This window comes from Solibacillus sp. FSL W7-1324 (genome assembly GCF_038008025.1).
GTDB lineage: Bacteria > Bacillota > Bacilli > Bacillales_A > Planococcaceae > Solibacillus.
The window spans coordinates 3,058,972-3,079,831 of the sequence record NZ_JBBOYH010000001.1; the positions used below are offsets into that span (position 1 = coordinate 3,058,972).

General features: G+C 38.4%; 23 protein-coding genes and 1 other annotated feature. Of the genes, 10 read left to right on the forward strand and 13 right to left on the reverse strand.

The annotated features are described in order from the left end of the window. The first annotated feature begins 56 nt into the window (after positions 1–56). The 4 genes from MKY71_RS15270 (at position 57) to MKY71_RS15285 (ending at position 2,073) form a co-directional block, all read left to right on the forward strand. Positions 57–425 (forward strand): YtxH domain-containing protein, encoded by a 369-nt coding sequence (locus MKY71_RS15270; protein WP_339173480.1) that lies wholly within the window; start codon positions 57–59, stop codon positions 423–425. A gap of 183 nt (positions 426–608) precedes the next feature. Next, entirely contained in the window at positions 609–1,172 is a 564-nt protein-coding gene (locus tag MKY71_RS15275) for an HTH-type transcriptional regulator Hpr (RefSeq protein WP_339176652.1), read from the forward strand. A 140-nt stretch (positions 1,173–1,312) separates the two neighbouring features. Then, the gene (locus MKY71_RS15280) at positions 1,313–1,852 is read left to right on the forward strand and encodes a DUF3267 domain-containing protein (RefSeq protein WP_339173483.1); all 540 of its coding nucleotides are present in this window, start codon (positions 1,313–1,315) and stop codon (positions 1,850–1,852) included. A gap of 35 nt (positions 1,853–1,887) precedes the next feature. Beyond that, positions 1,888–2,073, forward strand: a complete 186-nt coding sequence (locus tag MKY71_RS15285; RefSeq protein ID WP_079524475.1) for a hypothetical protein — start codon at positions 1,888–1,890, stop codon at positions 2,071–2,073. Positions 2,074–2,167: 94 nt separating this feature from the next. Here MKY71_RS15285 and MKY71_RS15290 read toward each other — a convergent pair whose 3' ends face one another. Then, positions 2,168–2,272: a YjcZ family sporulation protein gene (locus MKY71_RS15290; RefSeq protein ID WP_081483416.1), complete on the reverse strand. Its 105-nt coding sequence runs from the start codon at positions 2,270–2,272 to the stop codon at positions 2,168–2,170. A gap of 147 nt (positions 2,273–2,419) precedes the next feature. Between MKY71_RS15290 and MKY71_RS15295 the strand changes: the two genes are divergently transcribed. Then, the gene (locus MKY71_RS15295) at positions 2,420–3,268 is read left to right on the forward strand and encodes a peptidylprolyl isomerase (RefSeq protein WP_339173485.1); all 849 of its coding nucleotides are present in this window, start codon (positions 2,420–2,422) and stop codon (positions 3,266–3,268) included. A gap of 47 nt (positions 3,269–3,315) precedes the next feature. Here the strand turns inward: MKY71_RS15295 and MKY71_RS15300 are convergent, their stop codons facing one another. Beyond that, on the reverse strand, positions 3,316–3,654 hold the full coding sequence (locus tag MKY71_RS15300) for a zinc ribbon domain-containing protein YjdM (protein WP_079524477.1): 339 nt from the start codon (positions 3,652–3,654) through the stop codon (positions 3,316–3,318). Positions 3,655–3,905: 251 nt separating this feature from the next. Here MKY71_RS15300 and serC point away from each other — a divergent pair, with 251 nt between their 5' ends. Continuing rightward, complete coding sequence (gene serC / locus MKY71_RS15305; protein WP_340733203.1) at positions 3,906–5,003, forward strand: 3-phosphoserine/phosphohydroxythreonine transaminase; 1,098 nt, start codon at positions 3,906–3,908, stop codon at positions 5,001–5,003. 153 nt (positions 5,004–5,156) lie between these two features. On the opposite strand, the gene yhaM is transcribed toward serC, so the two are convergent. Further along, the gene (gene yhaM / locus MKY71_RS15310) at positions 5,157–6,092 is read right to left on the reverse strand and encodes a 3'-5' exoribonuclease YhaM (RefSeq protein WP_339173491.1); all 936 of its coding nucleotides are present in this window, start codon (positions 6,090–6,092) and stop codon (positions 5,157–5,159) included. 279 nt (positions 6,093–6,371) lie between these two features. On the opposite strand from yhaM, the gene MKY71_RS15315 reads away from it, so the two are divergent. Then, the gene (locus tag MKY71_RS15315; protein WP_008406474.1) at positions 6,372–6,557 is read left to right on the forward strand and encodes a YhzD family protein; all 186 of its coding nucleotides are present in this window, start codon (positions 6,372–6,374) and stop codon (positions 6,555–6,557) included. A gap of 103 nt (positions 6,558–6,660) precedes the next feature. Here the strand turns inward: MKY71_RS15315 and MKY71_RS15320 are convergent, their stop codons facing one another. From MKY71_RS15320 to MKY71_RS15330, 3 genes are all read right to left on the reverse strand, one after another. Beyond that, complete coding sequence (locus tag MKY71_RS15320; protein ID WP_339173495.1) at positions 6,661–7,833, reverse strand: hypothetical protein; 1,173 nt, start codon at positions 7,831–7,833, stop codon at positions 6,661–6,663. Between the two features lie 124 nt (positions 7,834–7,957). Further along, entirely contained in the window at positions 7,958–8,740 is a 783-nt protein-coding gene (locus MKY71_RS15325; protein WP_339173498.1) for an enoyl-CoA hydratase, read from the reverse strand. Positions 8,741–8,806: 66 nt separating this feature from the next. After that, entirely contained in the window at positions 8,807–10,492 is a 1,686-nt protein-coding gene (locus MKY71_RS15330; RefSeq protein ID WP_340733205.1) for an FAD-binding dehydrogenase, read from the reverse strand. A 377-nt stretch (positions 10,493–10,869) separates the two neighbouring features. Further along, positions 10,870–11,116, forward strand: a binding site (T-box leader). A 74-nt stretch (positions 11,117–11,190) separates the two neighbouring features. Between MKY71_RS15330 and serA the strand changes: the two genes are divergently transcribed. Continuing rightward, entirely contained in the window at positions 11,191–12,816 is a 1,626-nt protein-coding gene (gene serA, locus MKY71_RS15335) for a phosphoglycerate dehydrogenase (RefSeq protein ID WP_445265722.1), read from the forward strand. A 224-nt stretch (positions 12,817–13,040) separates the two neighbouring features. Beyond that, positions 13,041–14,294, forward strand: coding sequence for a polysaccharide deacetylase family protein (locus MKY71_RS15340; RefSeq protein ID WP_340733206.1), 1,254 nt, complete (start codon positions 13,041–13,043; stop codon positions 14,292–14,294). 32 nt (positions 14,295–14,326) lie between these two features. Here the strand turns inward: MKY71_RS15340 and MKY71_RS15345 are convergent, their stop codons facing one another. The 7 genes from MKY71_RS15345 to MKY71_RS15375 form a co-directional block, all read right to left on the reverse strand. Next, positions 14,327–14,701 carry a DNA polymerase III subunit delta gene (locus MKY71_RS15345; RefSeq protein WP_339173507.1) on the reverse strand — a complete coding sequence of 125 codons (375 nt, stop codon included), beginning with the start codon at positions 14,699–14,701 and terminating at the stop codon, positions 14,327–14,329. A gap of 109 nt (positions 14,702–14,810) precedes the next feature. After that, a complete protein-coding gene (locus MKY71_RS15350; RefSeq protein ID WP_339173510.1) occupies positions 14,811–15,599 on the reverse strand; it encodes an HAD family hydrolase in 789 nt (262 codons plus the stop codon). 123 nt (positions 15,600–15,722) lie between these two features. Then, positions 15,723–15,968: a DUF3006 domain-containing protein gene (locus tag MKY71_RS15355; protein WP_339173512.1), complete on the reverse strand. Its 246-nt coding sequence runs from the start codon at positions 15,966–15,968 to the stop codon at positions 15,723–15,725. Further along, positions 15,955–17,151 carry an MBL fold metallo-hydrolase gene (locus tag MKY71_RS15360; protein ID WP_340733207.1) on the reverse strand — a complete coding sequence of 399 codons (1,197 nt, stop codon included), beginning with the start codon at positions 17,149–17,151 and terminating at the stop codon, positions 15,955–15,957. The genes MKY71_RS15355 and MKY71_RS15360 overlap by 14 nt, the downstream gene beginning before the upstream one ends. 200 nt (positions 17,152–17,351) lie before the next feature. Next, on the reverse strand, positions 17,352–18,854 hold the full coding sequence (locus MKY71_RS15365; protein WP_340733208.1) for a coproporphyrinogen III oxidase: 1,503 nt from the start codon (positions 18,852–18,854) through the stop codon (positions 17,352–17,354). 169 nt (positions 18,855–19,023) lie between these two features. Next, a complete protein-coding gene (locus MKY71_RS15370; protein WP_339173517.1) occupies positions 19,024–19,368 on the reverse strand; it encodes a YlbF family regulator in 345 nt (114 codons plus the stop codon). A 22-nt stretch (positions 19,369–19,390) separates the two neighbouring features. Then, positions 19,391–20,536: a DUF445 family protein gene (locus tag MKY71_RS15375; protein WP_340733210.1), complete on the reverse strand. Its 1,146-nt coding sequence runs from the start codon at positions 20,534–20,536 to the stop codon at positions 19,391–19,393. Positions 20,537–20,644: 108 nt separating this feature from the next. Here MKY71_RS15375 and MKY71_RS15380 point away from each other — a divergent pair, with 108 nt between their 5' ends. Next, positions 20,645–20,854, forward strand: coding sequence for a YheE family protein (locus tag MKY71_RS15380; protein WP_339173522.1), 210 nt, complete (start codon positions 20,645–20,647; stop codon positions 20,852–20,854). The last annotated feature ends 6 nt before the right edge of the window (positions 20,855–20,860 follow it).

The window sequence follows — 20,860 nt, forward strand, 5'->3', positions numbered from 1 at the left end:
GAAGATGGATTTGGAAAAAGATTTGGATAACAAATAAAAAAAGCGAGGTTAACAATATGAAAGCAAAATCATTTTTACTAGGAATTACAACAGGCATTGTTAGCGGTGCGGCTGTTATTTTATTTACAGCACCACAATCAGGTACAGCTTTACGCCAAAACTTATTGGAAAACACAAAGATCGCCAAATCAAAACTTCAAGACGTTCAACATGAATTAAATAATGTAAAGCAATCGATTACAACATTAAAAGCAGAAGTACAAAATAGTATGCCTAGTATAGTAAATGAATTAAAGGATAATTTCGCAAATTTCAAAACTCAGATTGAGCCGGAAACAGTAAATCTCAAACAAGAAATAGAGAAATTACAGAATTCTATAAGTGAAATCGAGAAAAATATTCCTTCAAATAGAAATAACGGGTAATGAACAGTCATTCACCACTATAACTTTCGAACCAAAATAAAGTTTAAAATCAGTCAAATTAATCCCAAATTTACTTTTTTATAGCATAAATCAACCAATGTTGAATTATTCCATTTTTCTAACTTTAAAGTCTTTTCTTTTATTGCTATAATATTTTTAAAACGTAAATGAAAGAAGAAGGTGATTGCTTTGACAGAAGATTTATACTCACAACGAGAGGCTATGTTATTTAGCCAAAGAGTCGCACAACTTTCGAAAGCACTATGGAAAGCTATCGAAAAAGATTGGCAAACATGGATTAAACCTTTTGATTTAAATATTAATGAACATCATATTTTATGGATTTCATATCATTTGAAAGGTGCATCCATTTCAGATGTAGCTAAATTTGGTGTCATGCATGTATCTACCGCTTTCAACTTTTCAAAAAAATTAGAAGAACGTGGATTACTTACTTTCTCAAAACGTGATGAAGACAAACGTAATACATATGTTGAGTTGACTGATAAAGGTGCAGAACTCATCCTACGTATGTATGATCATTATCACGATACAGAACATACGATTTTAATTGGTGCATTACCATTAAAAGAACTTTACGGGCGTTTCCCAGAGTTTTTGGATGTAATGGCTGTTATCCGTAATATTTACGGGGATGACTTCATCGAAATATTCGAACGTTCTTTCTTCAACTTTAAAGAAACGATTGACGACAAAGGTAAACCGTCCATCACTACAACTTCATAAAATTTCTAGTAAGAAATGTCGACAATTTAAATTGATGACATTTCTTTTTTTATTTATTATAGTTAGTTTTATGTTTAATAATGTTTCGTTAATGGAAAAGCATAATACGTCCTTTTCCATAATATTTTAGGGGGGCTCACATGCATTGTTGGAAAACAATCAATATTGAGCGTGAATACGGTACGGGAAGACTTGTATTATTGGCAATCACCCTTTTCATCCTTGTATTCTGCTTTTCATACATTGCATTCAGTTTTAATTTTAACGGTAAGCATATCGATCGCCATTTATGGTTAGTTTTATTAGTATTACCATTTATTTATCCTATGCATAAATTATTACATTATTTCGCTCTGTTTCAACATAGAAAATCACTCGTTATTCGCTTTAAGATTCAACACCTTTTACCGGTTGTCCGGATGCGTCTGCAGCATGGTATTCCGAAAAAGTCGTACCTTTTTGCACTCGTTACACCTTTTATCGTGATTAATGCAGCAATAATCGCCGGGGGCATTAACTTCCCGGAATATGCGCATTATTTTAGTGGTTTACTCGCATTTCACTGCTGTATTTGTCTCATGGATTTTTTATATGTGAAAAATTTAATGTATGCACCAAACAATGCTATAATTGAAGAAACGCCAAGAGGTTATGAAATTTTAGTTCCGCTTGATATTTAGGTTTTTTATTGATGCTTTAGAGGGGAGGAATAAATTTGTTACTACTTGTTGTGATCTTATTCTCAGTAATATACTTATTCCAAATAAATCGAATGACTGCCGCATTATGCAGTCGACGTGAAATTCCAGAAGAAAAACAGCCAAAAATTTTCCGTACGATTAATGTACTGATTACGATTTTACTTGTAAGCATGTATGTTGAAGTACTGCTAGCCGTTTAAAAATTTTTTTATGTAATAAATTTTTTGGTCCATACTTTAATAATTGGAAAAGGTGTGTTAAAAGTCGTAAAGACTTTTAACACACCTTTCTTTCTTAGTAGATGAAAGCTGCACCTACAATAATCAACAAGATAAACAATACAACTAAAAGAGCAAAGCCAGAGCCGTAGCCGCCGCCGTTGTAACCTCCGCCACCCATATTGACACCTCCCTTCTCTCTTTCTCTCAATATCGTATGCGCCTGTTGTTACAAAACTTAGGCGCTCTTCACATGCAACCATTTTGTTTTTAAATCGTTTATGTTATAGTTACAATTGCATTAAAGTTAAGTTAGGAGCGTATTCAAATGAAAAAGACCATTTTTGCATTAACAGTTGCTGCTTCAATCGGTTTAGCTGCATGCAGTAATCCTGGAGATGAAGTTGTTGTATCAACAAGCGTAGGCGATATCACTCAAGAAGAATTTTATAATTCAATGAAGGACATCGCTGGTGATCAATTATTACAGCAAGTAGTAGTTGAGCAGATTTTAAACGATAAATATAAAGTAACAGATGAGGAAATCGAAGAAGAATTGAAGGGTGTTAAAGAGCAGTATGGCGATAGCTACGAGTCGATTTTAGCACAAAGCAATTTAACGGAAGAAACGTTAAAAACAAATATTCGTTTCACACTGTTACAAGAGAAAGCTTTAAAAGATGTTGAAGTAACTGACGAGGAAATCGAAAAGTACTACAACCAAGCATCTCAAGAATTAAACGCTCGCCACATTTTAGTGGAAGATGAAGAGACTGCAAAAGAAATTAAAGCTAAATTAGATGCTGGGGAAGATTTTGCTGAATTAGCGAAAGAATTCTCAACTGATCCAGGTTCTGGCGCACAAGGCGGAGATTTAGGCTGGTTTACAGTAGGTACAATGGTGCCTGAATTCAACGATGCTGCATATGCATTGGAAGTAGACGAAATCAGTGAGCCTGTACAATCTGAACATGGCTTCCACATCATTCAAGTAACTGAAAAACGTGATGTTAAAGATTACGGGAAACTTGAAGACAAAAAAGAAGAAATCCGTGAATCAATCGCTGCTACAAAAGCGGATTGGAACACAAAAATGGCAGAGTTAATTAACGAAGCTGACGTAAAAGTAAAAGACAAAGATTTAAAAGACGCTTTTTCAGGCTTCAAAGCTGAATAATCGTTGAAATATAAAGTGCGAGGCCCATAATCGGGTCTCGCATTTTTTTAGTTTTTCTTCACAAATTCCGATTTCAGCTTCATTGCACCAAAACCATCAATTTTACAATCGATATTGTGGTCGCCTTCCACTAGTCGAATATTTTTTACACGTGTACCGATTTTTAATGTAGAGGAGCTTCCCTTTACCTTTAAATCTTTTACAACTGTTACAGTATCGCCATCAGCTAACAGGTTGCCATTTGCATCACGAACGACTAATCCTTCTTCTTGCACTGTTTCAGCTGATTGAGACCATTCATGCGCACATTCCGGGCACACATAATTTTGTCCATCTTCATACGTATACTCTGATCCGCATTCTGGACACTTGGGTAATTGTTCCATATTTTACATACCTCCTGTATTTCATCCCCTCTATACTCGCATAGTTCCTGTTTATAAACAAGGCTATAAAAGTAACTATGCCCAAAACACGAACATTCCCTTTTCCTTTGTGACAAAAATCTATAAATTTTCTATAAGTTCTTCTCATTTATGTTTATAAAAAAAATAATTTCAAGAATTTTCACATATTTGTTCGGAAAGAGTATATTATCAACTTATATATTCTAATAAATAATTCAGGAGTGATTGCATTGACAGTAACAACAAAACGCGCGTTTAACTTTAATGCTGGTCCATCGGCATTACCATTAGAGGTTTTACAAAAAGCACAGGCGGAGCTAGTGGATTTTAAAGGTACTGGTATGTCGGTAATGGAATTAAGCCACCGAAGCGCGGCATTTGAAGAAGTCCATAATGAAGCGATTGCAAATTTACGCCAGTTATATGAAATCCCTGAAAACTATGAAGTACTGTTTTTACAAGGCGGAGCAAGCCTTCAATTTTCAATGATTCCAATGAACTTCTTAAATGAAGGACAAAAGGCAAGCTATATCCAAACAGGTGCTTGGTCAGAAAAAGCCTTTGCCGAAGCGAAGTTATTCGGAACACCTGTGGAAGCAGCTAGCTCAAAAAGCAATAACTACAAAAATATCCCGGCTCTTTCAGATATCCAAATCGATGAAGATTCAGCATATCTTCACTTAACATCAAACAATACAATTTTCGGTACTCAGTGGAAAACGTTCCCGACTACTGGTGACGTCCCTCTAATCGCGGACATGTCTTCAGATATTTTATCGAAGAAAATTGATGTATCGAAATTTGCCATGATTTATGCGGGCGCACAGAAGAATTTAGGCCCTTCAGGTGTAACGGTTGTCATCATCCGTAAAGATTTCCTTGAAAAAGCGAATTCAACTATCCCGACAATGCTGAAGTACTCTACACATTCTAAAAATAACTCGTTGTACAATACACCTCCTACTTTCGGTATTTATATGCTGGGCGAAGTATTGAAATGGGTGAAAGCTGAAGGTGGCTTAGAAGCGATCGAACAGCGCAATGAAGAAAAGGCGAAGTATATTTATGATGTCATCGACAATTCGAACGGCTTCTACTTCGGGCATGCCACTGAAGATTCTCGTTCATTGATGAACATTACATTCCGTGTAGCTGATGAAGAGCTGGAGAAAAAATTCCTTGCTGAAGCAAAAACAGCCGGATTTGTCGGTTTAAATGGTCACCGTTCTGTAGGAGGCTGCCGCGCGTCTGCTTACAACGCGGTCCCAGTTGAAACATGCAAAGCCCTTGCTGATTTCATGGTGAAATTCCAGCAGGATAACCAATAAAGAAAATACGAAATATAGATAATTTATGATATCAGGGTATTTAGTTGAACGGAGTGAAGGCGGCTAAGTAGCTGACAAAAAATAAGCAGTTCAAATTTTAAATTACAAAATTTGAACTGCTTTTCTTATTGAATTTAGAAATTTCTTAATACCTTAAATCATCGGCTTGTAGAATGAGCGGTTGTCTAATGGGAATAGACGCTCTGTAAACTCGCCAGGCTTCGTTTTATCAAGTGCACGTGTCAGCATATTCATCTTCGCGTCAATATTATCAATATAGTGTAAAATTTCCGCTTCCTGAATCATCGGCTTTTTCGGGCTGCCCCACTCTTCTTTTCCGTGATGTGACAACACTAGATGTTGAAGCAGCATCACTTCTTCGCCTTCGATTTTCAGTTCATTGGCAGCTTGACCAATTTCATTGACCATAATTGAAATATGACCAAGCAAGTTACCTTCCACCGTATACATTGTACCTACTGGACCGCTCAGCTCAATGACCTTACCGATATCATGCAAAATAACCCCCGCATATAATAAATCACGGTTCAGCGTCGGATATAGATCACAAATCGCCTCACTTAATTTCAGCATCGATACAACATGGTCAAGTAAACCAGATGCATAGTCATGATGATTTTTAGTTGCGGCAGGATAGATCAGTATTTGATCTTGGTATTTTTTTGTAAGATTACGTGTAATACGCGAGATATTCGGATTTTGAATTTGGAAGAAGTACTGTGTAAGCTCTTCAAATAACTGTTCTTTTGGCACCGCAGATGTCGGCAAAAGATCGCTGATTTGAACGCCTTCCTCATCACGTGCAGGTCGGATTTGTTTCACACGCAGTTGGTTTTTTCCACGATAGTCGTGAATCTCTCCCCCAACTTTTACAATTACCTGTGCACGGTATAAATTTTCATGTTCTTCGTTTGTATCCCATAGCTTCGCTTCAATATCGCCGCTACGATCCTGCAAAATTAGTGACATAAAAGGCTTACCGACAGTCGTCACGCCTTTTTTTGCTTCTTTGATCAATAAATATTGGTCCACTTGTTCACCAGGTTGGAGTTTTGTAATTCCATTCACAAGCAATCGCCCCTTTATAACTCTATTACAATTTATTGTAACATGTATATGCGTGATTTATCGATTAAAAGACAATCAATAGCTTGTCGGTTCAAGAAAGAGAATTTTCTTCACAAAATGTGTTTACCCATTTTAGAATCCGGGTAAATATTTGTGGATAAAATTGTTCATGAACAGTTCATAAAATGCAAATATTTCTCGAATAATGATGGCTGATTCGTGAATTTTCGAAAAATTTCTAGTATAATTATATTATCTTGCTTATAAAGGGTGGTTTAAATGGAGAATTATCGTTTTACTGCATTTGAAAAAACTGGGGAAACATTATTTGATGAAGTGTGGAATTTCGCAAACGATGATGCTGCAAAAATCGAAGGACAAAAGCAAATCGAAGAAAAAGGTATTGCCGAGAAAACTCATCGATTAGTAAACTCGTCGGGTAAATTAATTTTATTCCACGTTTAGATTAAACGTACATAGTGAAACTTCAATCCGGCTTTTACCGGTAGTTAACTTCCGCGCCTGCGGGATAAACAAGAAGGTGCCCTGAAATTTTAGGGCACCTTCTTTATTTTGCTAAACGTTTAATTGCTCCATAGAACTCTTCATTTGTCGGGACTTGTAAATACATGCGCAGCCTGACAATACGATTCAATTCTTTTTCAATCATATCCCTTGCATACGCAACACGATCTTCTGCTGCATACATATTCCGGAACTCTTCCGGCATATTATACATTTCATTAAAATCGCTTAACACGAGTTCAAGCTCTTTTTCATTTAATAAATACTGCTCTACTAAACGGACAAGCTCTTCATTAAAAATTTCCAGCATTTTCACCGAGTCATCTTTTATAAATAGATCCAGCACTTTTTTGACAAGCGTCGTCGTCAATATACTCCCTATAATAAGACCGATGATCCCCCCGATTAAACTGATGACCGCTGTACTGACATTCGGTATGGAGAGACCGACTCCCCCGCCGATGATTAACCCCGCGATACTCCCTGCAACACTTGCTGCTGTTTTGGAAATGTTTTTAAATAGTTGTGCAGGAGACATCTGTTTTTTAATCGTGCGAACAATATCGACGCTCGACAAGACACCTGTTACGATTGCTCCTGTTACAACATTTGCATTGAGTAATGTGATCGCTTTTTTAGCAATAACAGAACTGTACATCGCCTTTTTTGTAGCCGTACTAGCCATCCTCTTCACAACTGCTTTTGCACCGTTTTTTTTAACAGCACTTGCAATGCCATCATCCAGTTCAATATGGTCCACAATATTCAGGTTATCGATTTGCTTTTCGATTATTTCTTCGGCAAATGGTTCCCCTATCACTGTTAAACCTGTCAGCACAGCATTTTCAACCGCGGTAGCCCGATCTGCACCATTCCACTTACTTTGCGCGAAAGAAATCGCGGTACTCATTCCGATTGTTTCTTTCTTAAAATCGATACAGCCTCTTTCATCAATCACTAGATTATGGATATTTCCAGCATCTAATATGTGACGAACTTGCTCATATGTGAATGCACCTTGCTTAATAATATCGCTATTATTAAAATGTGCATGTATTTCATGATATTGCTCGAACGGGACTTCCAAGTAATTACTTAGTTCTTGATCCAGCTGTTTTAATTCAATTTCGCAAATTGCAATCGCATCATTTACATTGGGACAATACACATTGTGTACAATTTGTCGCCGGTTGTCTGATAGCCAAATTTGGTCCATGAAGTTACCTCCATTTTTAGTCTTTCACTATCATATAAGCATTCGGTAATGATGTACAGTAATATTTTATTACCTAATAAAAAAGAGGAGCCGGCATTGTTTCACCAGCATCCCCCGATATTATTTACTTCCCTTCAAATTGCGGCATTCTCTTTCCGACGAAAGCCTGAATCCCTTCTAAATGATCCTGCGTTTGACGCATTTTCACCTGTCCGGCCGATTCGCCTTCCAATATTTGCTCTAATACAGGCAAGTTCGCGTTATGCAAGATCAGCTTTGTTTCAATCTTCGCCAAGATCGGTGATGCCAACAGCTTGCCGACAAGCTGGTCAACGGTTACTAATGCCTGACCATCTTCTACATTATAATCAATGAGTCCTAATGCTAGCGCTTCATCTCCGCTTAGCACTTTTCCTTCCCATATCATTTGCTTCGCTTTTGGTGTTCCTAGACGTTCCTTCATAAAGAAGTGTCCTGCACCGTCAGGAACTAAACCGATGCCGATAAAGTTCATCGCTAATTTACTGGATTGCTCTGCAACAATGATATCGCTTCCTAACGCCAGGCTAAATCCTAAGCCAGCCGCAGCGCCATGAATTTGTGCAATCGTAATCATCGGAAGTGTATAATACGCCTTCACTAAACGTGAAATATCATCCATAATCGTTCCAAAATCAGAAAAATCATCTGATGAAACCATCATTTTTACATCGCCGCCAGCAGAGAAGACTCTCCCTTCCCCTCTAATGATAAGAATTTGAACATCCTTTTCATTATGTAGCGCTTCAAAGCAATCCGCCAATTCGCGCATCATTGTAAAATCCATTGCATTCATAGCAGTCGGGCGATTTAATGTTAATGTTGCTTTTCGCTCCGCGATTTCCAGATTAATAGTTTCAAAATTCAATTGTATGCACCCCTTATTTATGAATAATCATTCATTTCGACAAATGATTTCATATCTCCTTTATTTTCACACTTCCAATGCTTTGGCCTTGCTTGGTAAAGGCTTAAAAGTGGCTAAATATTTACCGACCTGCAAGCCCGTAAATAGGCACCCGCCTAAAAATGTGCCTTCCAATGAACGGTAGCCATGTACACCACCGCCGCCAAAGCCGCTGACTTCCCCTGCCGCAAAGAGTCCTTGAACAGGATTTCCCTCGTCATTTAGTACTTGCCCGTTTAAATTGGTTTGTAATCCCCCTAATGTCTTTCTTGTAAGTATATTTAAACGTACCGCAATCAGCGGTCCGGCTTTCGGATCCAAAATTTTATGGGGTTTCGCTGCACGAATTAATTTATCCCCGATATAGTTTCTTGCTCCGTGCAATGCATTGATTTGCGCATCCTTTGAAAAGATATTTTCAATTTCACGGTCACGTGCTAAAATCTGCTCTTTTATATTCATAAAATCAAGCAAGTCATTGCCTGCAAGTTTGTTCATCCCATCGACTAAATCTTTTAAACTATCCGCAATGACAAAGTCTTCCCCGTTTTCTTTAAATGCCTGAACGGCTTTGGGCGGCCCTGGTAAAACCCGCTTCAGCACGTCCATTATACTTTTATTTGTTAAATCCATATTTTGCTCAGAACCGGATAATGCAAATTCCTTTTCGATTATTTTTTCTGTCAATATGAACCAGGAGTAGTCATAGCCTGTTTTTTGAATGGCTTCAAGTGTGCTGAGTGTATCAAAACCGGGAAAGTTCGGTGCTTTGAAACGGTTTCCTGTTGCATCAAACCACATCGAGGACGGTCCTGGCAGTATACGAATTCCGTGGTTTTTCCAAATTGGATCCCAGTTTTTCAAGCCTTCCATATAATGCCACATCCGGTCTCGATTGACGATTCGCCCACCAGCACGCTCCGTAATTTCGAGCATTTTTCCATCAACAAATGCAGGAACGCCGGATACCATATTTTCCGGCGGCAATCCAAGTCGTGACGGCCAATTTTCTTTAATAAGCTCTATATTTGCCCCGATGCCACCGCTCGCTACGACGACTGCATCTGCCGTATACTCAAATGTTCCGATAACTTCTCTTGAACTTTCTTCACCGCGGCGAATAATACTATTTTCTAAAATATTCCCTTGAATGCCCGTAACAGCGCCATCTTCAGTCATTAAATCCGTTACTTGATGGCGCGGCAAATAATCGATCAAACCACTTTCCACAGCTTGCAGTACTTTACTTGAAAAAGCTTCTACAATCGCAGGACCAGTTCCCCAAACGATATGGAAGCGCGGAACTGAATTCCCGTGTCCGCCTGCTAAAGCACCCCCACGCTCTGCCCAGCCGACAACCGGGAAAAATTGAATGCCCTGTGATTTCAGCCACTCATATTTTTCTCCCGCAGCAAAATCCACATAGGCCTTTGCCCATTCATATGCCCAGTAATCCTCATCCTCTAATCGGTCAAATCCTGCAGAGCCGCGCCAATCCTGCCAAGCAAGCTCCTTACTGTCTTTTATACCTAACCTTCTCTGTTCAGGTGTATCTACTAAAAACAGTCCTCCGAATGACCAAAATGCCTGACCCCCGATTGAATTTTCGGGTTCCTGATCAACAAGTAATACCTTTTTTTGCGCATCTATAAGCTGACAAACCGCAGTTAATCCTGCTAAACCCGCTCCAATTACGATTGCATCATAATGCATTTTCTACTCCCCCTTTGTCAGTGCATCTGTTATACAATTTCGTGGTATTTTTTATTTCCCCTTCTTTAATTATTTTTCTTTCAAGCATTAAAATTTAAATAAAAATAAAATTTTTGTGAAATAGTAAAATCGTTATTTTTCCGATAAATACTCTGAATCACAATTTTTCAGTAAATTCAAACAAATCCCTATAAATCAATATCGTTAGCGCTTTCATACATTTCTAAAAACACGAATATTTAATTTAGTATCCCTAAATATCGTTCGTGAAATAACCGAATATTTACTATTTAAATCATTAATTATTTATTAATTTTGAAAATTCCGTTGACAAAGGTGAACAATCGGGTTTATGATGTTATCAAATTTAAAAACGACAAACTATTGTGATAGAGACATACGATTTAGTTTTGTATAGCAAAGAGAGCTGGTGGTCGGTGTAAACCAGTGTATACGCTAAATTAGTTCCACTCTTGAATAGAATAGCCGAACATCCAAAGTAAGTTATTCCGTCCCATGCACGTTACGCATATTGATAAGGTTGTATGACTATTATTTTCAAATAGTCGGCAACGAATAAGGGTGGTACCGCGATTTGTTTAATGAATGCCTTTCGCCCCTTACGTAATTCGTAAGGGACGGAAGGCTTTTTTTGTTGGTTAATTAAAAATAATAGTGAATTTTGAGGAGAGATTATGATGACAGCAACACAATTAATCGAAAAGAAAACAAAAACAATCAACGTATTTATTGCAGATCCATTAAGTGATGATGGGATTTTCCCGCTACGTCAGGAAACAGAATTAAACTTAAATATCATTGTTGATACAGGGTTAACACCAGAACAATTAATAGCTCGAATTGCCGATGTAGATGTATTACTTGTTCGCTCTCAAACAACGGTTACACGCGAAGTAATTGAAGCAGCGAAAAACTTGAAGTTAATCGGACGTGCCGGTGTAGGTGTTGACAACATCGATTTAAATGCCGCAACAGAGTATGGAATTATTGTCGTAAACGCTCCGGACGGGAACACAAACTCTGCAGCTGAGCATACCATCGCAATGATGACATCTCTTGCCCGTTATATTCCACAAGCATTCAATACATTAAAGAACGGCAAATGGGATCGTAAATCTTATGTTGGGGTTGAACTCAAAAACAAAACTCTAGGTGTAATCGGAATGGGCCGTATCGGTGCTGAAGTAGCTTACCGTGCAAAAGGTCAACGTATGGACGTAATCGCCTACGACCCATTTTTAACTGAAGATCGCGCAAAAGAGTTGGGTATTACAAAAGGTACTGTTGACGAAGTATGTGCAGCAGCAGACTTTGTAACGGTTCATACACCACTTTTACCTGAAACTCGCAACCTTATCAACAAAGAACGTTTTGCGATTATGAAAGACGGTGTCCGCATTATCAACTGTGCACGCGGCGGGATCATTAACGAGGATGATTTATACGATGCGATTGTTGAAGGTAAAGTAGCAGGTGCTGCTCTGGATGTATTCGTACAAGAACCTGCAACAGACCATAAACTGTTAACATTGCCGCAAGTGATTGCAACACCTCACTTAGGTGCATCTACTGTGGAAGCACAGGAGTCAGTTGCAGTCGATGTATCAAACGATATTATTAAATTCTTTAAAACAGGTACTGTAACAAATCCGGTTAACATGCCATCTATTCCGAAAGAAAAGCTTGCGGAAGTAGAACCGTTCTTCGCATTAGCCGAAAAGCTTGGTAAGTTTTTAATCCAGGTTACAGAAGAAAGCATCAAACAATTGAACATTTCTTATGCTGGTGAAGTTGCTAACTTTGATGTACGTCCATTAACAGCAAATGCTATTAAAGGTCTGCTATCAACAAACCACGGCTCTCACGTAAATGATGTGAACGCACGTTACCTGGCAGAGCGTATCGGCATTCAAATTAACGAACACAAAACAACAACGGCTAAAGGCTTCACAAATTTAATTACGGTTGAAATCGTGACGGAAACTGAAAAACATACGGTAGCCGGTACATTATTAAATGGTCTTGGTGCCCGCATCGTTAAAGTGGAAGGTTTCGTAGTAGATGTTATTCCTAACGGCAACCTGCTTTACATTAAAAACCAGGATAAACCAGGTTCAATCGGCCGTGTTGCGACTAAGCTTGCAGAAAAAGACATCAATATCGCAACAATGCAGGTTGGTCGCGATCAAATCGGCGGCTCTGCAGTCATGATGCTTGTCGTTGATAATGAAGTAACAACAGAAGATTTAATTTATGTAGCACAACTTGAAAATATTGATGAAGTAAAAGCCATTACCCTTTAATTCTTCCAACTACTGATGAATGAAAATTTCGTTCATCAGTAGTTTTTTGTTTTAACATATTTCCCCTTCGCATACATAAGTTGAAAGGACGATTTTATCTGTTACCATCGGAAACTTCGAGTGGATAAAATCTTACATACTACTTGGCGAAAGTGAAAACCTCTACCCGATTCCCACCAGCCATTCACTCTATTCGCTCACTTTTTACTAAAAGGAGAGTTTAGTTGAAAAAAATACTTTATTTCTTATTAACTGTTTTCTGTATCGTTGGTGTTTCCGTAGTTAATAACGAGCATGTCCATGCAGCTGCCCCATCAGCCACTATTAAAATTACAACTTTAGAGACCGGGGTATTTGATGAAACTTTAGAGCAAAAAATGATTACACTGTCAAAGGCATCACCCGTTATCGTACTTTCAGAAGCCGATGGATGGGCTGAAATTCAATATAAAACAGTGATAGGCTATATTCCAAGTGAATATTTAAAGTCTGCACCCCCTCAATATATGCTTGTACAAGCAAAAGAAGAGCCGCTTGTACATGTGACGAATAACGAAGAGAGCGATATTAAAGGAAAACTCCATTTAAATACAATAGTAGAGCTTTACGGATCTGCAACTGCCGACTTTGTTTTTGTAAAATACGGACGTATTGCCGGTTTTGTCAATAAGCAGGCAATTGTAAAACCTGTTTCGAAAGCAATGATCGTCAAAAATTCAAACGATTTAGTTGTAAGAGAGATTGCCAGCTCCTCGAGTACGGAAATTGGTGTGTTACGCAAAAACAGCCCTGTTAAAATGCTGACGAATTTAAAAGGTTGGGCGTTTGTAACAACAGATAAATTATCAGGCTATGTACTGACGAATGGACTCGTTACATCCCCTGTTGTAAAAGAAAAACCCGCCAACCCAAAACCAGCAAAAGATAAGAAAATTGCTTTAACATTCGATGATGGTCCCCACCCGAAAGTGACAAAACAAATTTTAAAAATATTGGAGAAGTTTGAGGCAAAAGCGACATTTTTTGTTGTGGGGCAAGAGGTGAAGGAACATCCTGAAATTTTAAAGGCCGTGTATAATGCTGGCCATGAGATAGGCAATCATACATTTAATCATGAAAAACTGACAGCATTATCCGCTAAGGAAATAAAGCAGCAAATCCAGGCAACCGATACACTTATAAAATCGACGATCGGTCAACGGGCAACCGTTTTCCGCCCGCCGTATGGAAGCTATGATAAAACGATTACTGACCAATTAAATGTCCCGAACGTACTGTGGACTATAGATACACTTGACTGGAAGCACCGTGATCCGAAGAAAACGGTGCAAGCAGTAAAAGAACATGCAAAAAATGGGAGTATCATATTGATGCATGACATTCACCAGACTACTGCCGATGCATTGGATGAGGTGTTGGCTACACTTCAAAAACAGGGCTATGAATTTGTGACTGTTTCCGAACTGTTGGGAAAATAAATAAAAGGACCTGTGAATGTTTCTCCAGGTCCTTAATTAAATGCTCTTAATTGTAAAAACGTTAATTGCTCATTTATTAAAATAGATTCAGCTTCAAATTGTGGCAATGTCACAATGTCCGTACTTTGCGCAACTCCTAATGCTGCAATCGCAACGAAAAATAAGACACCAACCGCAATAAATGCAGACAGGATGCGGTGTGCTCCTTGCATTTCCGGATTGGCCTGTTTTCTGTTTTTGCTGCGTACAAGGCTGAAAAATCGATTTTTGTTTTCAGGTAAATGAAGCACATGTTCACATGCCAAACAAAGGTATGCTGTATGATGGTCAACCGTTACCGGATTGATCTGAACTGAATTGTTTGTGCGGCCGCAGTTTTCACAGCGACATCCATTATTATTTACCATAGAAAAACCTCTTTCATCCCTTCATACAACTATTATAACATTAATTTTTAGAAAATTCATTCTTTTAAACCAAAAACGCACTTACTTAAAGTAAAGTGCGTCTACTAGTTTATAATGTTTTCACTAACTGTAAAAATTCTGTAAGAGATGTTACTTCATATGTTGGTACAATTTCCGGATTATGCGGTTTGCTTTCGCGGTTAATCCAAACGTTGCGCATACCGACACGCGAAGAGCCTAAAATATCGGTCATTAAATTATCGCCGACCATGATGGCTTCATCTTTCGTAACCTGCGCTTTTTCCATAACATACTCGAAAATGGAAGCATCCGGTTTCCCTTTACCGAAATCACCCGAAATCACAATATGGTCAAAATACGGGACAATCTCCGGAGTTATCTCCAACTTTAAATTTTGTAAACTTGGTGCACCATTCGTTAATAGCACAAGCTCGTATTTCCCTTTTAATTCATCCAATACAGCAAATGTATCCTCATAGAAAAATGGTGCTTTTTTACGCTCTTCTACGAAACGCTCCCCAAGTTCTGCGCCTAATGCGGCATCTTCAATCCCGACAGCCGCCAACCCTTTTGTCCAAGCTTCAGTACGGTACGCAGGGACAATTTCTTTCATCTGCTGAAATTGTGGTGTCGGATCATCAAATGTTCCCCAAAGACCTTCAAACGGGTTAATGCCGATTAAGACCGTGTAGTCATATGTAGGATAACTTTCATAAAGACTTCGCGCTGCCGATCTTACCGCTTCTTCCAAATCTTTTGCGTCGACGCTTTTTTTAGTCGCTGCATAGTCACATGTCTTTTCAAATGCCGTTTTCACTGAATGTTGATCGAATAATAAAGTATCATCTAAATCGAAAATTATTGTTTTAATAGCCATTGTTACGCTCCTAAAATTAATATATGTACCCATATATTTTACCATACTAAAGCGTACAATTTCTGATACTTTTTGATTTTTCTAAATTTTCCAGTATGGATGCATTTTCGAAGTAAACGCCTGTTATTCCTTGTTTCTTAATTGCTGTAACAGATTGTTGACACGCGCTTTTTGATTTTCAGTTTCTTCTTTCAGCAACTCAATCTTATAATCAAAACCATCATCCATAATATTTACGATATCGCCTTCTTTAAGTTCTGATGGAATTTCAGTATGATGGATCAGAAGTTGCTCCGTTTCTTCCGGGCGTTTTAAAAAAATCGCATAATCTCCATCAAATCGGTCTAGCGTATATTTATTGTAGTTCACTTACAACTTCCCCTTTCGCATTGACTAATTGGGCAGCATCACCGCTGTTTAGCCAGATCTGCCTTTTTGACCATTCGATTGTGCCCGTACCTGCTCTTGCATTGGGACCACTTGTAATCGAAAGCTTTTTCCCTGATGCTAAATTTATATCCGGGAAATCAAATACTTGATTGCCTTCAACTGATATTAGTTTCCAGCCTTCCAAATTTACCGACTGATTACTACTATTCTGGATGACAACAATTTCTTCATACAAATCTTTGCTGATCAGTTCGACTTTGCCGCTCTTTGTAGAAGCTGGTGCCGGTATCGAACTTGTTGCTCCAATACCTGTCCACTGCTGTGCATCTATATCATAGGTTACCCCATCTGTTGTAATCACAATCGTTCCGGCTTCAGCAGTACTATATATTTCACTGTTCACATTTTTTAATATATCGATGACTTCTGCATGCGGATGACCGTATTTATTGTCCTGTCCATAGCTTAATATAGTAGCGAGTGGACTTACCGCTTCTACAAACTTTGGCGAACTGCTCGTATTTGACCCGTGATGACCTGCTTTTAAAATGGTTGCCTGTACATCGGTTCCCTTTTGTAAAAGCTCCTGCTCTACACCGTGGTCTGCATCTCCCATTAATAAGAACGAAATATTTTGGTATTCCGCGCGCAGTACGATGGAAGCATCATTATTATCAGAAGCCGTTTCATCTGCAGCAAGAACTTCTATTATAAGATTGTCCTCCAGCTGAAATTCATCCCCTGCTTTAGGAATCGTAAACTTAATATTTTTGGCTTGAATGAGGCTTAGCATTTCTTCATATGTTTGTGACGTATGTACTTTTCCTGAATCAATAAATTCCTTAATGGAGATTGAATTCAGCACGGAAATCAGTCCGCCGATATGATCAGCATCCGGATGTGTAGCGACTACATAGTCCAACCGGTTGACTCCCTGTGCCTTTAAATAGGCCACAACTTCTTTACCGGCACCTTTTACGCCCCCGTCAATAAGCATCGTTTTTCCGTTTGGTGCTTCGATGAAAATGGAATCCCCCTGCCCTACGTCAATAAAGTGGACGGTCATTTCTTTTAGCGGGGCTTCGTAAGTTTCTTCGACTGGTTCTGTACATCCTGCTACGATTAGTAACGTGAACATTAGCAGTCCTATTAATTTTTTCATTGCAACAAATCCTTTTCTTTTACTCTCTTACTAGTTTACACAAGTTGATCTCATTATAAAAATCTCCCCTTCGCAGAAAAAAGCAGCGACTTAACCAAAAGAGCCATTTTCCTCTATGAGAAAAATGGCTCTTTTTTGCTGTGCGTAAAAATATCCGTTTTTTTTCTAAGCTTTTTCAATCAAATATTGAAGGTCATCAATTAAGAATACAGCTCATCTAAAATGGCGATTTTCTTGGCGATGGATTCTTCAAATGTCAGGATATATGCTGCTGGATCTTTCGGGTTGTGGAACTGTGTAATTTTGCCGGTAGTTGGATGCACAAACTTTGAAGAAGCCCCGCAGCCGATTCCTAAAATCGTTTGCACTTCTTCCATGATGACAATATTGTAAATCGATTCTTCTTCCGGTTTACAATAGCCGACGTTTTCCAAGTTTCCTAAAATATTTTTCTGGCGGTATAAGTAATATGGAACATAGCCGTTTTCAGCTGTCCATTCTGTTGCCATCTGCATCATTTTTCCAACTGTATCGCGGTCGGCAACTTTATACTTATCTTTGTTACGCGTCATTTCCGATGCACGCTTAAAGCTAAGCGTGTGAACCGTTAAACTTTCAGGCTGCATTTTTGCAGATTCAGCTAATGAATGTTCGAATTCTTCAATACCTTCATTCGGTAAGCCGATTATCAAATCCATATTGATATTATTCATGCCGGAATTGCGTGATAGCCAAAACTTCTCTACTGTTTCTTCAACAGTATGATGACGGCCAATCGCTTTTAATGTTTCTTGCGTATAGCTTTGCGGGTTAACCGAAATACGGTCAATGCCCCATTTTTTCAACACTTCGATTTTCTCAGGTGTAATGGTATCCGGGCGACCTGCTTCTACGGTAATTTCACGAATGGACTCCGGATTCGGGAAAGCATCGAACATTGTTTTATATAATGCATCCATTTCATGTGCCTCGATTGAAGTCGGTGTACCCCCGCCCCAGTAAATCGAAGTGATGCGCATATTTTTTTCTGTCAGCCATTTGCCCATTTCACGCAGCTCAATGTGAAGACCATCGATGAATTTTTCTACGCGCCCTGCTTTACGGTTTGATTGGATCGCATACGCCGGGAATGTGCAATACGCACACATTGTCGGACAAAACGGAACCCCAATATAAATTGAAATTTCCTGTCCAAGCTCGTCCAGATCCGGAATAACTGTCAGTTGTCGCTCAACAATCGCTTTCATTAACGCAATCTTTTGATCCGAAATTCGGTAATCCTCTTTTAGTACCGCGGCAATTTGCTCGTCATTCATACCGGCTTTACGGTATTTATGATAAAGCTTTGTCGGACGGACTCCTGTTAAAATTCCCCACTGCTGAGTCATACCAGAATATTGTTCAAGTACATCCAGCATGACATGTGACAATGCACGTTTAATTCGAATATTTTGCTCTTTTTCCGTTCCTTCTGTCGCATACTTAATCGAATAGTCGCTCGTATATTCCTGTCCATCCACTTTTAACTTGGCAAATGTGGAAATCGTAAAATTTTCATCGATAGACTTGTTAAATTCAATCGACATATCCGAACCGTCCTGATCGATTTGAATAACGGAATCCTCGTAAAATAAATTGGCTATATGATTAAGAACACGTGTCCAGTCTTCTTTGAAATGCTCATTAATATGAATCGTTTTCATGTTATTCTCTACCTTCTTATTGTAATAAATAAAAAATCTATCTCATTGTAACAAATATTAAGGTAGAAGAAAAAAAACATGTTCAATCTTTGTAAAATTAATAGGGTCAATACTTAAAAAATTACTGAAATAAAAAAAGAGCCACACAAAAGTGTGACCCTCCTGAATCTTATAGTCCGTCGTACATTGCTTGGATTGGCTGTGTGATAATACGGTTAATTTCTTGAATTACTGAACTTAAAGCCATTTCCGCTTCAAGCATTGCAATAATTTTCGCATTTTGCTGAGCTAACTGTGCTGTTTTTTGTAAAAATACATATTCTTCTTCTGTAATTTCTTCACCAGCATTTTGTTTGTCCTGCATCTTTAATTGTACATCGCGGAAGTTTGTGAATAATACTTTCGCTTCCTCATCTGCACGTACAGTTTCCACTGCGTTCTTTAAATTTTGAAACTCATCAGTCTTGCGGAATGTTGCTTCAAGTTTATTAATATCTTCATAAATATTAATCATGTAATATACCTACTTTCTCATTTTAGTTCGTCAAAAAGACGATTAACGCTTGAATGATCCCGACAAGACCACCAATAATGCCGCCCAGCCATGTGATTAATTTCAGCTCTTTACTAATAATGCCTAGTACAAGCTCTTCTAATTTGGCAATAGGGAAAGAATCTACCTGCTCTCGAACGACTTCCGCTAAGTTGAGTCGCTTCAGTACGTCTTCGATTTTACCTTCTGCCGCAATAAATGTTTTATCCATCATTTTAGGTAGCAGATCATTTGTAGCCCAGTCTTTTCCTTGTGGCCAATAGTCATTAATCGTTTTATCCAGACGTGCCTCCAATGCCAATGCATTTTTTGCATAGCTTTGGATACTCGTTTCAATCGTATCAAAGTTTACATCATTCATAAAGTCCATTGCCGGGCGATTTTTAATTTTTTCCCATTCTGTTGTGAAAATCCGATGTAAAAGCGCTGCTGTTCCCGGAGCCTTTAAAAACTTTATAAGCTCACGCTGTACTTTATCAACAAGTGATGTCGAGTCCCCTAAAAACATTTGGATCATTCCGCCAAACGAACCTTTCGTCGACAGGAAGTCATCCAGCATGTTTTTAATTGTCATCATACCTTCCGGCGACATAAAATAATCTTCGCCTTTTTGCAGGATCTGTACAACAGCCTCATCGATTTTCTGGTCCAGCACTGGCTCCAGATCATTCGGTAACAGTTCGCGAATCGCTTTTGTGGATAACGTATTTTTTACTTTATGGAATTGTGCATGAATAAGTTCATCCACTTTTCCTTCCACTGTTTGCGGTAATTGTGTAAAGCCCGCCAAACGAATCCAATCATTAATCGTTTTTTCATTAGTAAAGATTTCTTGCGTCACTTTATTTTGTGCAAAGGTTAATACATTGTCACGTATTTCCTTTGATAAAAACTTTTTCTTAATTGTTTCGGGTGTCAGTAAATATTCCGAAACGGTTTTTCCTAACTGAATCGCTAAATCCTCACGGCGTTTCGGAATCAGACCAGGCGTTAGCGGCAGTTTCCATTTTTTAAAATAGATCGGCTTATATGGTCTGAACAGCATTTTGATTGCCATATAGTTTGTCGCTGCACCAACGACAGCCCCTACAACACCAAGCAGGAATATTAGCGAAATAAATTCTCCCATTTTGCTCACTCTTTCTTCATCATGTGTATGTTCTATTATTAAATTCAAAAAAGAAAAATTGCAACAATGTACTACTTTCTTGTACGATAAAAATGGGAGGGAAGTTTCATGATTCAACATTTTAGCTATAAGCCATTATTTGAAAACAGTCAAATACCGGGGTGGTCCATCCGTTTTTTCTATGAGCAGAAACGTTATGTTGCGGAATATTATAAAGATGGAAGCATCAAATTCATCGGGGAAAGCCCTGCTGAAGAACAGAAAGAACAGCTTGAGAAAATGATTCACGAGTTAATGCTCTTTCACGTTTACGAATAAAAAACA